General features: G+C 68.6%; 19 protein-coding genes and 1 pseudogene. 9 read left to right on the forward strand and 11 right to left on the reverse strand.

Features of this window, described 5'->3' with window-relative positions:
• Positions 1-263: 263 nt before the first annotated feature.
• The gene (locus SPHPH_RS0109945; protein ID WP_028966563.1) at positions 264-1,559 is read right to left on the reverse strand and encodes a hemolysin family protein; all 1,296 of its coding nucleotides are present in this window, start codon (positions 1,557-1,559) and stop codon (positions 264-266) included.
• Positions 1,560-1,703: 144 nt separating this feature from the next.
• Between SPHPH_RS0109945 and SPHPH_RS0109950 the strand changes: the two genes are divergently transcribed.
• Positions 1,704-2,387 carry a YiaD family glycine zipper/OmpA-like lipoprotein gene (locus SPHPH_RS0109950; protein ID WP_028966564.1) on the forward strand — a complete coding sequence of 228 codons (684 nt, stop codon included), beginning with the start codon at positions 1,704-1,706 and terminating at the stop codon, positions 2,385-2,387.
• 9 nt (positions 2,388-2,396) lie between these two features.
• Here SPHPH_RS0109950 and SPHPH_RS0109955 read toward each other — a convergent pair whose 3' ends face one another.
• A complete protein-coding gene (locus tag SPHPH_RS0109955; RefSeq protein ID WP_037488403.1) occupies positions 2,397-2,846 on the reverse strand; it encodes a nucleoside deaminase in 450 nt (149 codons plus the stop codon).
• Between the two features lie 138 nt (positions 2,847-2,984).
• Positions 2,985-3,212 carry a hypothetical protein gene (locus SPHPH_RS0109960; RefSeq protein WP_028966566.1) on the reverse strand — a complete coding sequence of 76 codons (228 nt, stop codon included), beginning with the start codon at positions 3,210-3,212 and terminating at the stop codon, positions 2,985-2,987.
• 142 nt (positions 3,213-3,354) lie between these two features.
• On the opposite strand from SPHPH_RS0109960, the gene rpmB reads away from it, so the two are divergent.
• Positions 3,355-3,651 carry a 50S ribosomal protein L28 gene (rpmB, locus tag SPHPH_RS0109965; RefSeq protein WP_028966567.1) on the forward strand — a complete coding sequence of 99 codons (297 nt, stop codon included), beginning with the start codon at positions 3,355-3,357 and terminating at the stop codon, positions 3,649-3,651.
• A gap of 72 nt (positions 3,652-3,723) precedes the next feature.
• Here rpmB and SPHPH_RS0109970 read toward each other — a convergent pair whose 3' ends face one another.
• Positions 3,724-4,686 (reverse strand): esterase-like activity of phytase family protein, encoded by a 963-nt coding sequence (locus tag SPHPH_RS0109970; protein WP_051272952.1) that lies wholly within the window; start codon positions 4,684-4,686, stop codon positions 3,724-3,726.
• A 147-nt stretch (positions 4,687-4,833) separates the two neighbouring features.
• Between SPHPH_RS0109970 and SPHPH_RS0109975 the strand changes: the two genes are divergently transcribed.
• Entirely contained in the window at positions 4,834-5,202 is a 369-nt protein-coding gene (locus SPHPH_RS0109975) for a glycine zipper 2TM domain-containing protein (protein ID WP_028966569.1), read from the forward strand.
• Positions 5,203-5,540: 338 nt separating this feature from the next.
• Here SPHPH_RS0109975 and phbB read toward each other — a convergent pair whose 3' ends face one another.
• From phbB to SPHPH_RS0109990, 3 genes are read right to left on the reverse strand one after another with little or no spacing between them, the layout of a single operon-like run.
• Positions 5,541-6,263, reverse strand: coding sequence for an acetoacetyl-CoA reductase (phbB, locus tag SPHPH_RS0109980; protein WP_028966570.1), 723 nt, complete (start codon positions 6,261-6,263; stop codon positions 5,541-5,543).
• 56 nt (positions 6,264-6,319) lie between these two features.
• Complete coding sequence (gene hemH / locus SPHPH_RS0109985; protein ID WP_037488406.1) at positions 6,320-7,324, reverse strand: ferrochelatase; 1,005 nt, start codon at positions 7,322-7,324, stop codon at positions 6,320-6,322.
• Entirely contained in the window at positions 7,324-9,537 is a 2,214-nt protein-coding gene (locus SPHPH_RS0109990) for a xanthine dehydrogenase family protein molybdopterin-binding subunit (RefSeq protein WP_028966572.1), read from the reverse strand. The genes hemH and SPHPH_RS0109990 overlap by 1 nt, the downstream gene beginning before the upstream one ends.
• A gap of 128 nt (positions 9,538-9,665) precedes the next feature.
• Between SPHPH_RS0109990 and SPHPH_RS19430 the strand changes: the two genes are divergently transcribed.
• Positions 9,666-10,880 (forward strand): hypothetical protein, encoded by a 1,215-nt coding sequence (locus SPHPH_RS19430; RefSeq protein WP_051272953.1) that lies wholly within the window; start codon positions 9,666-9,668, stop codon positions 10,878-10,880.
• A 358-nt stretch (positions 10,881-11,238) separates the two neighbouring features.
• Here SPHPH_RS19430 and SPHPH_RS0110000 read toward each other — a convergent pair whose 3' ends face one another.
• Together SPHPH_RS0110000 and SPHPH_RS0110005 are read right to left on the reverse strand one after the other, a co-directional pair.
• Positions 11,239-11,610, reverse strand: coding sequence for a hypothetical protein (locus SPHPH_RS0110000; protein ID WP_156025957.1), 372 nt, complete (start codon positions 11,608-11,610; stop codon positions 11,239-11,241).
• Between the two features lie 160 nt (positions 11,611-11,770).
• Positions 11,771-13,450, reverse strand: a complete 1,680-nt coding sequence (locus tag SPHPH_RS0110005; protein ID WP_028966574.1) for a class I adenylate-forming enzyme family protein — start codon at positions 13,448-13,450, stop codon at positions 11,771-11,773.
• 65 nt (positions 13,451-13,515) lie between these two features.
• Between SPHPH_RS0110005 and lgt the strand changes: the two genes are divergently transcribed.
• The 5 genes from lgt (at position 13,516) to SPHPH_RS21140 (ending at position 17,087) form a co-directional block, all read left to right on the forward strand.
• Positions 13,516-14,403, forward strand: a complete 888-nt coding sequence (gene lgt / locus SPHPH_RS0110010) for a prolipoprotein diacylglyceryl transferase (protein WP_028966575.1) — start codon at positions 13,516-13,518, stop codon at positions 14,401-14,403.
• Positions 14,404-14,414: 11 nt separating this feature from the next.
• Positions 14,415-15,437, forward strand: a complete 1,023-nt coding sequence (locus SPHPH_RS0110015; protein ID WP_238303033.1) for a class I SAM-dependent methyltransferase — start codon at positions 14,415-14,417, stop codon at positions 15,435-15,437.
• Positions 15,434-15,949 (forward strand): GNAT family N-acetyltransferase, encoded by a 516-nt coding sequence (locus SPHPH_RS0110020; protein WP_081668594.1) that lies wholly within the window; start codon positions 15,434-15,436, stop codon positions 15,947-15,949. Before SPHPH_RS0110015 ends, SPHPH_RS0110020 begins: the two co-directional genes overlap by 4 nt.
• Positions 15,946-16,707, forward strand: coding sequence for a peptidoglycan editing factor PgeF (gene pgeF, locus SPHPH_RS0110025; protein ID WP_028966578.1), 762 nt, complete (start codon positions 15,946-15,948; stop codon positions 16,705-16,707). The genes SPHPH_RS0110020 and pgeF overlap by 4 nt, the downstream gene beginning before the upstream one ends.
• A gap of 230 nt (positions 16,708-16,937) precedes the next feature.
• Positions 16,938-17,087 (forward strand): hypothetical protein, encoded by a 150-nt coding sequence (locus tag SPHPH_RS21140; protein WP_156025959.1) that lies wholly within the window; start codon positions 16,938-16,940, stop codon positions 17,085-17,087.
• Here the strand turns inward: SPHPH_RS21140 and SPHPH_RS21145 are convergent.
• Both SPHPH_RS21145 and SPHPH_RS0110040 read right to left on the reverse strand, forming a co-directional pair.
• Positions 17,066-17,179, reverse strand: a pseudogene (locus SPHPH_RS21145) (PEPxxWA-CTERM sorting domain-containing protein); the annotation flags it as partial. The gene SPHPH_RS21140 and the pseudogene SPHPH_RS21145 sit on opposite strands and share 22 nt — an antisense overlap.
• Before the next feature lie 59 nt (positions 17,180-17,238).
• Positions 17,239-17,898, reverse strand: a complete 660-nt coding sequence (locus tag SPHPH_RS0110040) for a hypothetical protein (protein ID WP_028966580.1) — start codon at positions 17,896-17,898, stop codon at positions 17,239-17,241.
• Between the last annotated feature and the right edge of the window lie 20 nt (positions 17,899-17,918).

Below are 17,918 nucleotides of genomic sequence, written 5' to 3' on the forward strand. Positions count from 1 at the left end.
GCCTTCGCCGGGGTGACAGACAGAAATATTGTTATCTTCCGTCGCCCCGGACTTGATCCGGAGCCCCGCTTCTTCTGCGCACTCAAGGAAGAAGAAGAAGCGGGATCCCGGATCAAGTCCGGGATGACGGCGTGGGCTTGAACCCAGCGAGTCGTCATTGCGAGCGTAGCGACGCAATCCAGGGCGTCCTGGTCCGGCTCTGGATTGCTTCGCTACGCTCGCAATGACGGGTGAAATTCGTCGTCGGTCCGCTCACGCAGGCCTCAAGCCTCGCTGACGAGGAACTTGTCGATCCGGCGGCCGTCGAGATCGACGACCTCGAACCGCCAGCCCTGTTCCTCGAAGCTCTCGCCCTCTTCGGGCAGCTTGCGGAACGCCGCCAGCGCGAGGCCGGCGACGGTGGCATAGTCGCGGTCCTCGGGCAGATCGATGCCCAGCCGCTCGGCCAACGCATCCGCGGCCATCGTGCCGGCCACCAGCAGCGAGCCGTCGTCGCGAACCACGACGTTCGGGCTTTCCTCCGGGTCGATGTCCGACAGGAACTCGCCCGCGATCGCTGCGAGCAGATTGGCCGGGGTCACGATTCCCTCGAAATGCCCGTATTCGTCGTGGATCAGCGCCATCGGCACCTCGGCGCGGCGCAGCGCGTCGAGCGCATCCATCGCGTCGATCTGGTCGATCACCACCGGCGCCTTGCGGACCAGCTTTTCGAGGTCGAGCGTCTCGTCACGGAACAGCGCCGCGGCGACGTCGCGCGCCTGCACCACGCCCACTACGGAATCGATCGACCCGCGCGCCACCGGCAGACGGCTGTGCGGTGTCTCGCGCAGCTTGGCGCGGATCCCGGCGTCGTCGAGCGAAATGTCGAGCCAGTCGACCTCGGTACGTGGCGTCATCACCTCGCGCACCGGACGGTCCGCGAGCCGCACCACACCCGAGATGATCGAGCGTTCATGCTCCTCGATCACGCCGGACTTGCTCGCTTCGGCGACGATCAGGTGCAATTCCTCGGCGGTGACCTGCTCCTCATTCTCGCGGTTGAGCCCGAGAATGCGAAACAGCAGCGCGCTGCTCGCATCGAGCACCCAGACGATCGGCTTCGTCAGCCGCGCGAGCCACCACATCGGCAGCGCGACCAGTGACGCGACCGCCTCGGGCTTGCGCAGCGCGAATTGCTTGGGGACCAGTTCGCCGACGATCAGCGAGGCATAGGTGGTGAGCGCGATCACCAGCGCGAAACCGGAGGTGACCGCGGTCTCATGCGCCAGCCCCAGCGCCTCGAAGCGCGCCGCGACCGGCGTGCCGAGACTCGCGCCCGAATAGGCGCCGGTGCCGATGCCGATCAGCGTGATGCCGATCTGGACGGTCGACAGGAACTTGCCGGGGTCGGCGGCCAGCTCGATCGCGGTGGCGGCACCCTTGCGGCCGCTGCGGGCCATCGCCTCCAGCCGCGCCTTGCGCGCGGACACGATCGCCAGCTCGCTCATGGCGAACACGCCATTGAGCGCAACGAGCGCGAGGATGATGATGACGTCGACCCAGGGGAACGGCGGTAGCATGGTGTGCGCCCCTCTTGGCGGCAAAGCGCGCGCGCCACAATCGCCAAATTGTTGCTGGCCTGCTTCAGCCGTCATTCAGTGCGCAAGCGGAACATTGTGTCGGCAGGTCGGGTTGACCGACATTAGTTGTTGAAAGGGAAAAAGATGAAGCTGTCGTCGAAGCTGGCTGCCGCGCTGGCGTGCGTGTCGCTGGTGGCCGTATCGGCGTGTACGACGGACCCGGACACCGGCGAGCGCCGCATCTCCAAGACCGCGATCGGCGGGATCGGCGGCGCGCTGGGCGGCTATCTGCTCGGCGATCTGGTTGGCGGGCGGCGCGACCGGACCGAGAAGATCATCGGCGCGGGGCTGGGCGGCATCGCCGGTGCCGGAATCGGCGCCTATATGGACAAACAAGAGCGTGAATTACGCGAGCGCACGCGCGGTACGGACGTGGAAGTGACGCGTCAGGGCGACGATTTGCTGCTCAACATCCCGTCGGGGATCAATTTCGCGTACAATTCGGCAAACGTGCAGCCGCAGTTCCGCGCGACGCTCGACAAGGTCGCCAGTGTGCTGGCCGATTACAAAGAAACCTATGTCGATGTGTACGGCCACACCGATTCGACCGGCAGCGATTCGTACAATCAGGACCTGTCGGAGCGGCGCGCGCGGTCGGTGGCGGATTATCTGTCGAGCCACGGGGTGCAGGATGCGCGGATCGCGACGCGCGGGTTCGGCGAGACGCAGCCGATCGCTTCGAACGAAACCGAAGCCGGGCGCGCCGAGAACCGCCGGGTCGAGATCAAGATCGTCCCGATTTCGCAGAACGACTTGCCGCCGCGCTGATCCCCGAGGTCAGCGTCGCGCGGCGAAGAAGTCGCGCAGCAGCGCCGCCGCCTCCCCCGCCCCGATGCCGGCGAACAGCTCTGGGCGGTGGTGGCAGGTCGGCTGGGTGAAGAAGCGCGGGCCGTGTTCGATCGCGCCGCCCTTCGCATCGTCGGCGGCGTAATAGAGGCGGGCGATGCGGGCGTGCGCGATCGCGCCGGCGCACATCGCGCAGGGCTCCAGCGTCACCCACAGGTCGCAATCCTCAAGCCGGTCGCGGCCGAGCGCCTGCGCGGCTGCGCGGATCGCCAGCATCTCGGCATGGGCGGTCGGGTCGCATAACGCGCGCGGCGCGTTGGCGGCGACCGCGACGATCTCGCCGGCATGCACCACCACCGCGCCGACCGGCACCTCACCGGCCCTAGCCGCGTCGCGTGCGGCGTCCAGCGCGACGCGCATCGGGTGGGGCAGCGGGAACATCGTCGCTGCCTACGCCGGTGCGACGCGGTGGCAAAGCCCCACGCGCTTGTCACCCCGGACTTGATCCGGCGCCCGCTTCTTACGCCAGCGGTCAAGAAGAAGCGGGGCCCCGGCTCAAGGCCGGGGCGACGGTTAGTATCAGCGCTGTTCGCCGGGCTTCTGGACCTCGACCTTGGGGACCTCCACGGTCTTGTTCTCGGTGCCGACGCGTACCTTGGCGACATCAGCGTCGAACTTCGGCGCCTGCCCGCCCTCGAGTCGCGGCAGTTGCGCGGTCTGGGTCTGGTCGAACTTGACGAAGCCCAGCAGCAGCGCCGCCAAAAAGACGAGTGCGACGATTCCGATCAGCACCAGCAGCCCGCGCATCCTTATTCTCCCAATCCCTGTTGATTCGCTGCCGCAACAACGCCCTCGTACCCGGCTGGTTGCAGCACCGGCGACTTGACCGATCGTCGCCCACGGGTTACTGGCGCCCACTTTCCGGGCAACCGAATTCAGGATTATTCACATGTCGCGCATTTGCGAGCTGACCGGCAAGGGCCGGCAGGTGGGCAACAACGTTTCCCACGCCAATAACAAGACCAAGCGTACGTTCCTGCCGAACCTGCAGAACGTCACGCTGCTGTCCGATTCGCTGGAGCGGTCGATCCGCCTGCGCGTCTCCACCCACGGTCTGCGCTCGGTCGAGCACAACGGCGGGCTGGACAACTGGCTGGTGAAGACCTCGGACGACAAGCTGTCGCTGAAGGCGCGCCGCCTGAAGCGCGATGTCGTGAAGAAGCGTTCGGCCGCCGTCGCGGCCTGACGCTGACGGCTCTGCCCGCATCGCTGCGGCCCGCCCTCCATCCCGGAGCGCGGGCCGTAGTGCGTTGGGCCATCAGCCGCGCCAGCGGAACTTGGCGAGGATCGTGCGCCGCCAGAACGCGCCGTCATTGTCGGTGACGAGCCAGATCATCGTCTGACCCCGCTCCTGCGACACCGCCAGCCCCTCGGCATTCTCGCGCCCGAGCGTGTCGCCGAATCGCGCGACGACCTGACCGCGGAGCAGCGCCCCCGGCCGGATGCTGCGGATCGGGATGCGGACCAGCGTCATCTCGAAGCGCATCGGTAGATGGACGCGGCGGTTGAGCACCAGCACGTCGCCGTTCGGCAGCACCGCGGCGTCGCTGGGCGAATGATGCGGCGGCGGCAGGTAGCGGAGCGCGGCGTTGGGCGTGTCGTAGAGCGCCGGATCGCCGTAGAAGAGCAACGCGGCACGCGCGCCATTCTGCCACAGGCCACCCTCGCGAAGGGCGAGGAAGCGGCCATCGTTCAGCCGCACGAGCGATTCAATGCTGCTGTTGACGCCCCAGTCGCGCATCGCCAGCGGCGGACTGGCGGCATCGGCATGATTAAAGTCGCGGGGGTAGCGCCAGATCATGTTGATCCGTTCGTAGCCAATCCACGCCTGCCCGGTGAGTGGATCAATCGCGAGCGACTCGGTATCGCGCGATGCCTTCTGCCAGGCGGTTTCCGGCCCGTCCGCCAGCTCCGCAGTGCCGAGCGTCCATAATTTGTGGTCGGCGATCCGCAGCCTCACCACCAACCCGCCGTCGCTGAGCAGGATCGCCTGCCCGTCGTGCAGCGCCAGCGCCGACAGGCCGCCGAACGCGCGCTGATTCGCGGACAGCGACACCGCCGCGACCGGTTCGAGCGCGCCGATGCGCAGTGGCCAGCCGCCGCGCGGCACGAACGGCGTGGCGGTGACGCGCAGGCCGGGATCGAACAGCGGGCGGCGGCCGTCGCCGGTCCACGGCGGCACCAGCAGCAGCACCAGCGCAAGGGTGATCGGCCATCGCACGCGCCGCCGGTAAACCAGTGACGACCCGCGTGAAAGGATGAACGCCCGATAACGGACGCATTCAGCCTCGGCTCAAAGCGAATCGGGCAAAAGCTATTTTATCGACGGGAAAGCCCGCCGACCGGAACAGCAAACGGGAGACTGCTCATGTTCAAGAATCTCGCCCTTGCCGGTGCCGCGCTCGCGATGGGCGCCGCCGCCGTGGCCCCGACTGCCGCCGACGCCCAGCGTTACTACGGCGACCGTTACAGCCGCTACGATGACAATCGTGGCTATTACGACCGTCGCGACTACGGCCGGCGCGGCTATCGCGGCAACGATCGTCGCTACAATTACAACCGCCGCTGCTCGAACGGCACGACCGGCACCGTGGTCGGTGCGATCGCCGGTGGTCTGCTGGGTCGCGTGATCGACTCACGCGGCGACCGGACGCTCGGCACGGTGCTGGGCGGTGTCGGCGGCGCGGTCGCGGGGAACGCGGTCGAGAAGTCGAACAACCCGCGGTATTGCCGCTGACGGGCGAAGGTCGGGAGCGAAGCTCCCGGCCGGTGCGCACCGCGCATCGCCCGGCACGGCCGGCGGGTCGGCAGCGCCGATCCGGCCGACGGCGGCCTTGCCGTCGTCCTACCCCTTCCCTCGCGTAGCGTATGAGGGCGCGAGCCCGGTGCCGGATGGTGCCGGGCTCGTGTTATTTTCGCGGGGTTCGAGGTGTTTTCCAGCCCATCGACGTTTAAAGCCGTGGCACGCCGCGGGCGAAGCCCGCGTCGTCGGTCGGGTCGGCGCGGGGCCGACCCGCCGGCCGTGCCGGGCGCTGCGCGGGGCGCACCGGCCCGCGGCACGCGGGCCTGCGCCCGTCAGTACATATGCTGCCCGCCATTGATGCTCAGCGTCGACCCGGTGACGAACCCGGCCTCCTCCGAACACAGGAACGCCACGCCTCGCGCGATTTCCTGCGCCTGACCGAGCCGGCCGACCGGGATCTTGGCGACGATCTTCTCCAGCACGTCCGCAGGCACAGCCGCCACCATGTCGGTGTCGATATAACCCGGCGCGATCGCGTTGACGGTCACCCCGGCGCGCGCGCCTTCCTGTGACAGCGCCTTGGTGAAGCCGTGGATGCCGCTCTTCGCAGCGGCATAGTTCACCTGGCCATATTGCCCCGCCTGCCCGTTGATCGAACCGATATTGACGATCCGCCCCCATTTGCGGTCGCGCATGCCCGGGAACACCGCCTTGGCCATGTTGAAGCAACCGCCGAGGTTGGTGTCCATGACCTCCTTCCACATCTGGTAGGTCATCTTAAGGATCGTGCCGTCGCGGGTGATGCCGGCGTTGTTGACCAGCACGTCGACCGGGCCGAGATCGGCGGCGACCTTGGCACAACCTTCCTGACACGCTTCGTGATCGGCGACGTCCCACTTGTAGGCGGCGATGCCGGTCCGCTCGGTGAATTCACGCGCGCGCTCGTCGTTGCCGGCATAATTGGCCGCGACCGTCATCCCTGCATTATTCAGGGCAACGCTGATTGCCTCGCCGATGCCGCGCGTCCCCCCTGTGACGATCGCCACACGTGCCATAACATCCTCTCCCGTCACCCGCCCGGAATGAGGCGGTATCCTAAATCCACATCAGCCTAGGCGGGGGCAACCCACCCTTCAAGTTCACGCGCCAGTAACGTGCGCAGCATCGCAACGCCGGTGGCGCTGTCATTGAGGCATGGCAGGTAGGCAAAGTCGGTTCCCCCGGCCGCCACGAAGCTCTCGCGCCCGCGGATCGCCAGTTCCTCCAGCGTCTCGAGACAATCGGCGGAGAAACCCGGCGCAAGGATCGCGACCTTGCGGATGCCCTGCGCGGGCATCGCCTCCAGCGTGGTGTCGGTGGCGGGCTCCAGCCATTTGGCGCGGCCGAAGCGCGACTGGAAGGCGACCGTCAGCGGACGCCCGAGCGCCTCGCCCAGCAGCCGTGCGGTCTTGCGGCAATGGCAGTGATAGGGGTCGCCGCGCTCCAGCGTCCGCTGCGGCATGCCGTGGAAGCTGGCGACGATCGCATCGGGGGTGAAGTCGAGGGTCACCAGCTGTTCGGTGAGGTTGCGGGCGAGCGCGTCGATATAGGCGGGGTCGTCGTAATAGGGCGGCAGCGTGCGGATCGCGGGCTGCCAGCGCATGTCCGCCAGCGCGAGGAATGCCTTGTCGTTGGCGGTCGCGGTGGTGGCGGCGCAATATTGCGGATAGAGCGGCGCGAGCAGGATGCGCTCGCAGCCCGCCTCCTTCATCGCGCGCAGCCGGTCGCCGATCGCGGGATTGCCATAGCGCATCGCCCAGTCGACCAGCACGCCTTCGCCGAACGCATCCTTGAGCGCTGTTGCCTGTGCGCGCGTCACCGCCGCGAGGGGCGAGCCCTGGTCGGTCCATACCTGTTGATAAGCATGCGCCGACTTCTTGGGCCGGGTGGTGAGGATCGCGCCGCGCAGGATCGGTTGCCACAGCAATTGCGGTATTTCGACGACGCGGCGGTCCGACAGGAACTCCGCGAGGTAGCGGCGCACCGCGCGGGTATCCGCCGCATCGGGGGTGCCGAGGTTGACGAGCAGCACGCCGATGCGCGGCCGCGGAATGAAGGGGTGGTCGGGGGGAAGCATCACACGCTCCTGAACGGCAAGTGGCGCCACCGCGTTCCGCCGGCGGCGAACAGCGCATTGGCGATCGCGGGGGCGACGGCGGGGACGCCGAGATCGCTGATGCCGCCGGGGTCGGCGGTCGAGGTGATCAGCTCGACGGTGACCTCGGGCGCGTCGGCGAGCGTCGGGAGGTCGAGGTCGCCATAGCGGCGGATGCTCGCCAGCCCGTCGTGATAATGCGCCGCGGCTTCCTGCGTCGTCGCCGCGCCGAAGATCAGCGCGCCTTCGATCTGCTGGCGGACGATGTCGGGGTTGATCGCACGGCCGCAGTCGACCGCCGCCACCAGCCGGTCGACGCGAGGACGGCCGGCGGCGTCGAACCCGGCCTCGGCGAGCACCGCGATCATGCTGCCGGCCATGCGATGACAGGCGATCCCCTGCCCGCTGCCCGGCACGCCGCCGCTCCATCCGCCGAGCGCCGCCACCGTCGTCAGGCAGCGCGCCAGCCGCGGCTCGCCGCCGAGCAGCCCGACGCGGTACGACATCGGCTCGGTGCCAGCGACGCGCGCCAATTCGTCGAGGAAGCATTCGGTGAAGAAGGCAGTATAGCCGTCCGCGCCGCCGCGCAGGTGCCCGGTCGGCAGGTCGAGCGCGACGGGATGGTGCGAGACCTCGATTGCGCCGAGGCGATAGGGCGGCACCGCCCCGCTGGTCGCATAGCTGTCCGCGCCGGCCGGGAACGACGCGGCGAGGCGGCGCAGCCGATCGTCGAGCAGGAGCCGCGCCGCCAGCGCGCGTCCGGTCGCCGGCACCGCGATCCGTGCGCGCCAGCCGAGGATCGCGCCGTTGGGGGCGAGCCGCGCCGCCATCCGCGCCCGCGCGGGCGGGCGCACCCGGTCGTGGAGCAACGCCTCGCCGCGCGACCACGCCAGCTGCACTGGGCGGCGCAGCTCCTTCGCCAATATCGCGGCCTGTTCGACGACATCGACCTCCAGCGCCGCACCGAACGAGCCGCCGCTGAGCATCGGATGCAGGATCACCTGTTCCTCCGACACCCCGATCGCGCGCGCGGCCGCAGCGCGGGCCAGCGAGGGTGCCTGCGTCGCGGCCCATAGCTCCAGCCGCTCGTTCTGCCAGTGCGCGGTCGCGGCGGGCGGCTCGACCGCGGCATGGAGCGCGGGGGCGACGTAATATTCGGCCTCGATCAATCGCGCGCCGGTCAAGACGCTGTCGACGTCGCCGGTGTGGGCGATGCGGTGGCCATCGGCATCGAGCGCCGCGGCGAGCGCGCGGTCGATCGCGGCGTCGTCGGGCGGGATTGGCCCTTCGAAACGTGGCGCGAGCGCGTCCAGGGCGCGGTTGGCGGCCCACCAGTTACTGGCGACGGTGGCGATCCAGCGGTCGTTGCGGACGACGTGGAGCATCCCCGGCACGCGTTCCGCCGCGGCGACGTTGGCGGATCGTAATCGTGCGTCGCGGTGCGGGGCCTGCCGGATGCTCGCGAACACCATGTCGGGCAGGCGCACGTCGGCGACGAAATTGGCCGAGCCGTCAACCTTTGCGGGTACGTCGAGCCGCGGCAGCGACTCACCGGTAAGGCGGCCTTCGTCGCCGATCCGGTAGGGCAATTCGGCCGGCAATTTGCCTGACGCAGCGGTCTCCGCCAGCTCGCCGAAACGGAGCCGCCGGTTACCAAGGACGACGAAGCCGTCCGCGGTGGTGCAGTCGCGCCAGTCGGCGTCCCAACACTTCGCCGCCGCCTGACACAGCAGCACCCGCGCCGCCGCGCCCGCTTCGCGGAGTGGCGCCTCGAACCGGCGCACCGAGGTCGAGCCGGCGGTGAGCATCAGCGCGTCGCGGGTCCAGCGCTCCTCGCGCAGCCGCTCGGGCACGCCCGGTATGCCATCCCCGAACAGCCAGTCGGCGGCGAGCGGGTTGGCGTAAAGCGGCGACACCGGCGCGGCCTCGACCCCGACCGTCCGCCAGTCCGCGCCGAGTTCGTCGGCGACGATCTGCGGCAGCGTCGTGAACACGCCCTGCCCATGCTCGCACTGCGGAACCGCGACGATGATCTTGCCGTCGCGCGCGATTTTTAGGAAAGCATTGAAGACGCGCTCGTCGGGGGCGGCGGCGAGGTTGGGCAGATAGGTGCGCGGCCACGCCGCCCATGCCACGACCAGCCCCGCGCCGATGCCACCGGAAACGAGAAGCCTGCGCCGCGTGATCTCCGCCATGCCGGGCGGCGTAGCGGGCGCGGCGGCGCGGCGGAAGGGGTTTGTCGCGGCGAAAGATCGCCGATCCGGGCCACGGGTCGAACGCAAGAGTGTGTCGACGTATCGTCACGACGCGCTATGCGAGCGCCATGCGCTGCCTGTCGATCATGTCCGCCTTTACCCCTGCCCTGTTGCTCGCCACGCCGATGGCAGACGCCTCGCCACGCGCCGTGACGGCGCTGGATGCGTGGCGCGCGCAGTCCGACGCGCGCGCCGAGGACCCGCGGCTTGCCCGGCCGCTGACCCGCGCCGAGGCCGAACGCGCGCTGGCGCTGCTCGCCGCCGACCGGAGGCGCGCGCTCGCGACGCGATATGGAAGCGCGATGGCCGACCGGAAGCTGACGATCGGCGACAAGACATTACGCTGGGAGAGCAAGGTGTTCGGCGAGGCCGCGCCGGGGCATCGCAGCTTGTGGATCTCGATGCACGGCGGCGGCAATGCCGCGCCTGAGGTCAATGATCAGCAATGGCGCAACCAGTTGCGCCTCTACGAGCCCGCGGAGGGCATCTATCTCGCGCCGCGCGCGCCGACCGACACGTGGAACCTGTGGCACGAGCCGCATATCGATCCGCTGTTCCAGGAACTGATCGACGCGCAAGTGGCGATGAACGGCGTCGACCCGAACCGGGTCTATCTGATGGGCTATTCGGCGGGCGGCGACGGCGTGTGGCAGCTCGCACCGCGCATGGCGGATCGCTTCGCCGCGGCGGCGATGATGGCGGGGCATCCGGGCGACGCATCGCTGCTGCCGCTGCGCAACCTGCCGTTCGCGCTGTTCATGGGCGGCGCGGACGCGGCCTATGATCGCAACAAGCTGGCCGGCGAAAAGGCCGCCGAACTCGACCGGCTGGCCGCCGCCGATCCGGGCGGCTACGTCCATATGGCGCGCATCTACCCGGGGTTGCCGCACTGGATGGATCGCAAGGATGCGGAGGGCGTGCCGTGGATGGCGACCTTCACGCGCAATCCGTGGCCGACGCGCGTCGTCTGGGTGCAGGACGACGTGCCGAACGACCGCTTCTATTGGCTCCAGATCCGCGATGCCGCGGCGACGACGCGCGGCGACACGATCGTCGCGCGCGTCGACGGGCAGACGATCACGCTGACCGGCACGGTGCCGGCCGGCACCACGTTGCGGCTGTCGGATCGATTGCTGAACCTCGATCGCGCGGTGCGGGTGATCGTGAACGGGCGCACGATGCATGACGCGAAGGTGCCGCGCACCGCCGCGGCCATCGAACGCTCGCTGCGCGAGCGCTTCGACCCCGACTCGGCGGCGACGGCCACGCTGAGCCTGGGGTAGATCATGATGCCCTGAGCGATCATCGTTGCGGGGTCGGCGAAGCAACGACGGAGCGGGATGACCTCTTCCCGATCAACCGTCGACGTCGGCACGATGGCGTCAGAAGAATAGTGGGGTCACGCGGAGGCGCGGAGAACGCGGAGGTGGACCGTGGCGCGCGAGTGACCCTGTCATTCAGGATCGTGAGAGGATCGGCTGCCGATGCGACGAGCGCAACATCTCTGCGTGCTCCGCGCCTCCGGATGAAACGCCTCTTCCCTAAGCTTTCCCAAGAGCCTGACTGGTGATTGGGGCCCCGAGCACCACGTCGCTCCGGCCGCTTGGCCGCAAGAGGCGGTGGGCCGAAGCGAGTCGCGCGCTACTTGACCCGGCCGCCGCGTTCGCGGGCGCGCCCCAGCGGCAGGACGTTCTGCGCCCAGGGGCCATACGGCACGGCGTGCGGCACGGCGGGTTCGCGGCGGGCGTCGCGGATCGACACGACCTTGCCCGATGTGTCGCCGAACGGCGCGTCGGAAAGCGGCAGGACCGGCGGTTTCAGCATCCGCCGTCGCCGACGCACCGCCAGCGCGGTGAGCAGCGGGCCGAGCCGGCTGAGCAGAAAACCATAGCAAACCGCGATCAGCATCACGCGCCAGTCGGCAAGTGCGACGAGGCCGGCGGTATGCAACGACCAGAACGCGGCGACCGTCAGCGTACCAGCGATAACCGGATACATGAATGACGCGCGCATGGTGCCTCCTGTCATGACAAAGCTATGACAGGCAGTCACAGGCGACAAGCATTTTTGTGCGCCTGCAACATAAAATGTGGTTGCCGACCGGAAAAAGTGCGGAAACTTGCGCAGCTGGCGCTTTCGCGGTTGCAGCGAAGCTGCGGACAATCGGGCGAAATCAGGCTTCGATCAACGCGGCGTAATGCTGTCGCAGTGACACTTTGTCGATCTTCTCGGTGCCAAGCCGCGGCAAGGGACCGGGGCTGAGCCACAGCCGCTGCGGCACCTTGAAGGCGGCAAGATGCTCGCCGAGAAACGCGATCAGCTCCGCGCCGCTGGTGGCATTCGGGTCGGCGAGATGGACGACCGCGCACGGCACTTCGCCGAGTCGCTCGTCCGCCAGCCCGAACACCGCCGCCTCGGCGACCGCGCCATGCGTGTAGAGCGCGGCTTCGACCTCCTGACAACTAATGTTCTCGCCGCCGCGAATGATGATGTCCTTCTTGCGGTCGACGATGAACAGATAGCCGTCGGTGTCGAGATAGCCGAGGTCGCCGGTGCGGAAGAAGCCGTCGCTGGTGTAGCAGGCCGCAGTATCGGCGGGGCGTCCCCAATAGCCCTCAAAACACGCCGCGGAGCGGATGCCGATCTCGCCGACCCCGCCGAGCCGCACCTGCTGCCCGTTGTCGTCGAGGATCGCGAATTCGACGAGCGGCGCGGAGGCGCGTCCGGTTGAGGCGGGCTTGGCGAGATAGTTGCTGCGCCAGTTGCCCGCACCGACCGCGTTTGTCTCGGTCAGGCCATAGCCGATCAGCGGCGAGCCGGGCAGCTCGGCATCGAGCCGCCGGACGTGCTCGACCGGGCGCGGCGCGCCGCCGGCCGCGAAATCGGTGACGGTCGACAGGTCATAGGCGTCGCGGCGCGGATGATTGAGCATCTCGAGACTCATCAGCGGCACGCCGACGAAATAGGTGACCTTCTCGCGCTCGATCAGCCGCATCGCCTCCTCGGCGTCCCAACGCGACATCAGCACCAGCTTGCGCCCCATCGCGAAGCTCTGGAGGAAGGTCGGCACCATCGCGGTGACGTGGAACAGCGGCACGTTGAGCAATGTCGCGGGTTGCGCGGCCATCGGCTTGCCGTCCTGCGTCGAAATCGCCAGCATCATCATCGCCGAGGCGAGGAAGTTGAAGGTGCCCTGCACGACCTGGAAGTGCGTCGACAGCGCGCCGCGGGCGCGGCCGGTCGAGCCCGAGGTGAACAGGATCGTCGCGTGATCGTTCGCGCCGACCGCCGGCAGCGTCGCGCCCTTGGCGCGCGCCAGCAGCGGGTCGAGCGCCTGTTCGAGCGGGAGCGTGTCGTCGAAGCCCTCGACGGGCACCGCGCTGTCGCCGAGCCGCTTGACGCGTGGCGGGTCGGCGAGGATCAGCGACGGGGTCGATTCCGCCACCGCCGCCGCCAGTTCCTCGGCCTGCCACCAGCCGTTGAGCAGCGTCGCGACGCCGCCGGCCATGACGATCCCCATGTAGAGGACGATCCACGCCGCCGAGTTGCGCGCGGCGAGCGCGACGCGGTCACCGGGCGCGATGCCGTAGCCGTCGATCAGTGCCTGCGCGACGCGGGTCGCGGCGTCATGCGCCTGCCCGAAGGTCAGCCGTTCGTCGCCGCAGACCAGAAAGGTCTTGTCGCGATGCTCCGCACAGAAATGCGCGAAATAAGCCGGGAGCGTCGGCGGTGCGGCGGCGATGCACGGCAGCGTGCGGCCAAATCGCGCAATCGATCCCAATGCGAGCGGACCGCCCTCCCCCGTCAAGGCCGCCATCGTGGCATCCATGCGCGCGTCAAGCTCGGTCCGCATCACTCTCTCCGCTTGGGTTTGTCTTATTCGCCCCTTATGGAGGCGCGATTCACGAGGGGAAAGCCTTGATCCTGCCCGCGCTCACGGCTGCCGTAGCGGCAAGCCACATACATTTTTCCGATCTGGGGCTGCATCCCGACGTCTTCTCGATCGGGGTGTTCACGCTGCGCTGGTACAGCCTGGCGTATATCGCCGGAATCGTCATCGGTTGGTGGTATCTGCTCAAGCTGCTCGACCAGCCGGGCGCGCCAATGGCGCGGCGTCATGCCGACGATCTGGTCTTCTACGCGACGCTGGGCATCATCCTGGGCGGGCGGATCGGTTACGTGCTGTTCTACGCGCCCGAAATGCTGACGCGGCCCTTGTCGATCCTGCGATTGTGGGACGGCGGCATGTCGTTCCACGGCGGGGTGATCGGCACCTCGCTGGGACTGATCTGGTTCGCGCGCAAACATGGGCTCAACTGGCTGCGCGTGCATGATTATGTCGCGTGCTGCGTGCCCTTCGGGCTGTTCTTCGGGCGGCTCGCCAATTTCGTGAACGGCGAATTGTGGGGCAAGCCCGCCGACGTGCCGTGGGCGATCGTGTTCGAGCGGACGGTGCCGTTCGGCGTGCCCGAGCCGGCGCGTCACCCCAGCCAGCTCTACGAGGCGGGGCTGGAAGGCATTCTGCTGTTCGCGCTGCTGTGGTTCTTCTTCTGGCGCACCGATGCGCGGTATCAGCCGGGCAAGCTGGTCGGGCTGTTCCTTGCCGGCTATGGCCTCGCGCGGTTCACCGCAGAGTTCTTCCGCGAGCCCGATGCGCAGCTGCGCCAGTTCGCCGAGGCGACCGGGTTGCACATGGGGCAGTGGCTGTGCGTGCCGATGATCCTCGCCGGGCTGTTCCTGATCCTGACCGCGCCGGGCCGCCGCACGCGCGTCGAGCCGATCGCCGGGCCGGACGCAGTCGCCTGATGGATCAGCCGATGACCGGGCCGCTCCTCGCCGAACGACTGGCCCGCGCGATCGCGCTGGGTGGGCCGATCCCGGTCAGCCAGTTCATGGCCGCTGCCAACACGCATTATTATGCGACGCGCGATCCCTTGGGCGCGGGCGGCGACTTCACGACCGCGCCCGAGATCAGCCAGATGTTCGGCGAGCTGATCGGTGCATGGGCGGCGGACCTGTGGGACCGCGCCGGGCAGCCGGCGGTGGCGTGGGTCGAGCTGGGGCCGGGGCGCGGAACGCTGAGCGCCGATGCGTTGCGCGTGATGGCGCACGCCGGCTTCGCCCCGCCCGTCCATTTCGTCGAGACCAGCGCGACGATGCGCGCGGCGCAGGCCGAGCGTGTACCCGGCGCGACGTGGCACGATTCAATCACCACGCTGCCCGACGACGTGCCGCTGATCGTGATCGCCAACGAATTCTTCGACGCGCTGCCGATCCGGCAGCTCGTGAAGCGGGGCGAGACGTGGCACGAACGGCTGGTGGCGTGTCAGGACACGTTGTTCCTGCCGATCGCGGGGACCAGCGTGCCGGATACGATCATCCCGCCCGCGCTGGCGTCCGCTGCCTCGGGCGCGATCGTCGAGACCTCGCCCGCCAGCGTCGCGATCATGGCCGACCTGTCGGCGCGGATCGTCGCGCAGGGCGGCGCGGCGCTCGTCATCGATTACGGCTATGACGGGCCTGCGGTCGGCGACACATTGCAGGCGGTGCGCGGCCATGCCTATGCCAATCCGTTCGAGGCGCCGGGCGAGCAGGACCTGACCGCGCATGTCGATCTGGCGACGCTGCGGCTGGTGGCGAGCGCATCGGGCGCGACGACGTTCGGGACGACCGCGCAAGGCGCGTTCCTGCGCGCATTGGGAATCGACCAGCGCGCCGCGGCGCTGGGCGAGAGAGTGGCCGGCGACCGCCGCCGGCTGGTGGACGACATGGGGGAGTTGTTCAAGGTGATCGCACTAACACATCCAAACTGGCCGCAACCGGCGGGGTTCGGGGCATGACCCGCCGCGCCACCATGCGCCGCGCAACCGCGAAGGATGCCGCCGATCTGGCCGGCGTCGCGCGGGCGACCTTCACCGAGACGTTCGGGATGCTCTATTCCGCGGCCGACCTCGCCACCTTCCTCGAGCAGCACACGCCCGAGGACTGGGCGCGCGAGATCGCCGATCCGGCCTATTCGGTGGCGGTGGTCGAGGAAGGGCATATCGTTGTCGGCTATGTGAAGCTCGGCCCGCCGCGTCTGCCGTTCACGCCCAAGGAGGGCGCGATCGAGCTGCGGCAATTCTATCTGCTCCAGCCGTGGCAAGGCGCGGGCATGGGGCCGAAGATGATGGAATGGGCATTGGAGGACGCGCGCGCGCGCGGCATGCGCGAGATGTACCTTTCGGTGTTCGTCGACAATGAGCGCGCGCGGCGATTCTACGCCAAGTACGAGTTCAAGGATGTCGGCCGCTATGCCTTCATGGTCGGCGATCACGAGGATACCGATATCGTGATGCGACGCGCGCTGTGACATTACCGGTGCCGTTCCGCGCGGCGCTGCTCGACGGTGTGGCGCACGGCTTCTTCGGGCGGCAGGGCGGCGGATCAGGCGGCATCCACGCCGGGCTGAACGTCGGGCTCGGCTCGGCGGACGATGAGGCGGTGGTGCAGGCCAACCGCACCGCGGCGGTCACGGCAATCGCGCCGGGGGCCTGCCTGCTGACGCCCTACCAGATCCACTCGGCGACCTGCGTCACCATCGACGCGCCGTTCGTCGAGCGGCCACAGGCGGATGCGTTGGTCACCGACCGGCCCGGCCTGGCGATCGGGGTGGTGACGGCGGATTGTGCGCCGGTGCTGCTGGCCGATACCGCAGCCGGGGTGGTCGGGGCAGCCCATGCCGGATGGAAGGGCGCGCTGGCCGGCGTTACCGATGCGACGGTCGCGGCGATGGTCGCGCGCGGGGCGCGGGCGGAGCGGATCGTCGCTGCGGTCGGGCCGTGCATCGCGCGCGCCAGCTATGAGGTGGACGACGCGTTCCGCCAGCGGTTCGAGGCGGCGGATGCGGCCAACGAGCGGTTCTTCGTCGATGCTCGCGCGGCGCACCATCGCTTCGATCTGGAAGGGTATGTCGTGCACCGGCTGGCGGCGGCGGGCGTGACGCGCGTCGCGGCGCTCGGTCTGGATACCTACGTCGACGAAGCGCGGTTCTTTTCGTACCGGCGCGCCACGCATCGGGCCGAGCCGAGCTACGGCCGGCAGATCGCGATCATCGCGCCTGTATCGTAACCCGCCCGGCGCGATCGCGCGTCCGGACGCATGGAAAAGACGCGGGATGCGGAACATCTCGGGAGCGAAGGTGCTCGGCGAGGGGTCGATCCCGCGCATGACAGGCCGCATCTTCCCGGCACGTCGGCCGCGGGCAGACGGGCATTCGCGTAGGTATCACGTCGCCTTGTCCTGACACCGGGATCGTTCCGCCGTGCCGCCGGTTGGTGAAGCGACACGGGAGAACGATCATGGCCGACAATATCGTCCGAGACGAACTACGCGACGGCCCGACCTTCAATCGGAAGGCGAAGCGACCGATCAAAGGCGGGCTCTATTATCTCGCGTTCCTGTTGGTGGCCGCGATCCTGATCTTGTTTTACGCGGGCAACTTGATCTGAGCACTGCGGCGCTGACGCAGCGCCGCACCGACCAGACCGAAGCCCAGGATCATCATCGCCCAGGTCGCCGGCTCCGGCACCGCACCGGTGACACCGTTCAGCGAGAAGCTGATCGACCGGTCGTACTTGTAGGCCTGCGTGCCGGCGCCGATCACCTGCGCATCAGCCTGGCTGAAGCCGGCGCGCGGCAGCGTGTTGACCGACACCTGTAGCTCGTGTTCGCCGCGAACGTCTTCGTACCGATGGCGGCGGCGGTGTAATCCGCGAGCGTGCCGGTGAAGAGCAGCGCGTCGTTCGCACCCTGATAGATGTTGATGTAATCGAGCGCCTGCCCGGCGAGGTTGCCAGCGCGGGTGTCGATGTCGGTCGCCGCCGCGATATAGCCGATGTTGAGCAGGCCGGTCTGGTTCAGCAGGAACGTGGTCACCGCCGCGTGGCTGATCGACACCGATGCCGAGGCTGCCGCCGAGCTGGACGCCGCCGACAGATCGTCAGTGAAACGCGCAACCCAGCTATCGGCCGAGGTCGTGGTCACGATCGTCTGGCCGTTACCGGTCGCGGTCGCGACGTTGCCGCCCTTGACGGTGCCCGACACCGTGGTGCCCGACGAACCCTGACCGGTGAACGAGCCGCTCGCGCTCTTGGGCGTCGCATTCTGATCGCGGGTCGCGGCGTTGTCCACGGCCTGCGCACCGAGCAGCAGGTCAGCCGAATAGTCGACCGAGCTGGTCGACACGACCGTCGCGGCATAAGACGGGACGGCAGCGGTCACTGCCAGAGCCGCGAGCGCGACCCGGAAGCCAGTCTTCATAATGATATCCCCCAACGATG

This window comes from Sphingomonas phyllosphaerae FA2 (genome assembly GCF_000427645.1).
Lineage (GTDB): Bacteria > Pseudomonadota > Alphaproteobacteria > Sphingomonadales > Sphingomonadaceae > Sphingomonas > Sphingomonas phyllosphaerae.

Bases quoted from the DNA above. Each gene is read 5' to 3' on its own strand.
- SPHPH_RS0109945 (WP_028966563.1), bottom strand. From the start codon at position 1,559: ATGCTACCGCCGTTCCCCTGGGTCGACGTCATCATCATCCTCGCGCTC.
- SPHPH_RS0109950 (WP_028966564.1), top strand. From the start codon at position 1,704: ATGAAGCTGTCGTCGAAGCTGGCTGCCGCGCTGGCGTGCGTGTCGCTG.
- SPHPH_RS0109955 (WP_037488403.1), bottom strand. From the start codon at position 2,846: ATGTTCCCGCTGCCCCACCCGATGCGCGTCGCGCTGGACGCCGCACGC.
- SPHPH_RS0109960 (WP_028966566.1), bottom strand. From the start codon at position 3,212: ATGCGCGGGCTGCTGGTGCTGATCGGAATCGTCGCACTCGTCTTTTTG.
- rpmB (WP_028966567.1), top strand. From the start codon at position 3,355: ATGTCGCGCATTTGCGAGCTGACCGGCAAGGGCCGGCAGGTGGGCAAC.
- SPHPH_RS0109975 (WP_028966569.1), top strand. From the start codon at position 4,834: ATGTTCAAGAATCTCGCCCTTGCCGGTGCCGCGCTCGCGATGGGCGCC.
- phbB (WP_028966570.1), bottom strand. From the start codon at position 6,263: ATGGCACGTGTGGCGATCGTCACAGGGGGGACGCGCGGCATCGGCGAG.
- hemH (WP_037488406.1), bottom strand. From the start codon at position 7,324: ATGCTTCCCCCCGACCACCCCTTCATTCCGCGGCCGCGCATCGGCGTG.
- SPHPH_RS0109990 (WP_028966572.1), bottom strand. From the start codon at position 9,537: ATGGCGGAGATCACGCGGCGCAGGCTTCTCGTTTCCGGTGGCATCGGC.
- SPHPH_RS19430 (WP_051272953.1), top strand. From the start codon at position 9,666: ATGCGCTGCCTGTCGATCATGTCCGCCTTTACCCCTGCCCTGTTGCTC.
- SPHPH_RS0110000 (WP_156025957.1), bottom strand. From the start codon at position 11,610: ATGCGCGCGTCATTCATGTATCCGGTTATCGCTGGTACGCTGACGGTC.
- SPHPH_RS0110005 (WP_028966574.1), bottom strand. From the start codon at position 13,450: ATGCGGACCGAGCTTGACGCGCGCATGGATGCCACGATGGCGGCCTTG.
- SPHPH_RS0110015 (WP_238303033.1), top strand. From the start codon at position 14,415: ATGACCGGGCCGCTCCTCGCCGAACGACTGGCCCGCGCGATCGCGCTG.
- SPHPH_RS0110020 (WP_081668594.1), top strand. From the start codon at position 15,434: ATGACCCGCCGCGCCACCATGCGCCGCGCAACCGCGAAGGATGCCGCC.
- SPHPH_RS21140 (WP_156025959.1), top strand. From the start codon at position 16,938: ATGGCCGACAATATCGTCCGAGACGAACTACGCGACGGCCCGACCTTC.
- SPHPH_RS0110040 (WP_028966580.1), bottom strand. From the start codon at position 17,898: ATGAAGACTGGCTTCCGGGTCGCGCTCGCGGCTCTGGCAGTGACCGCT.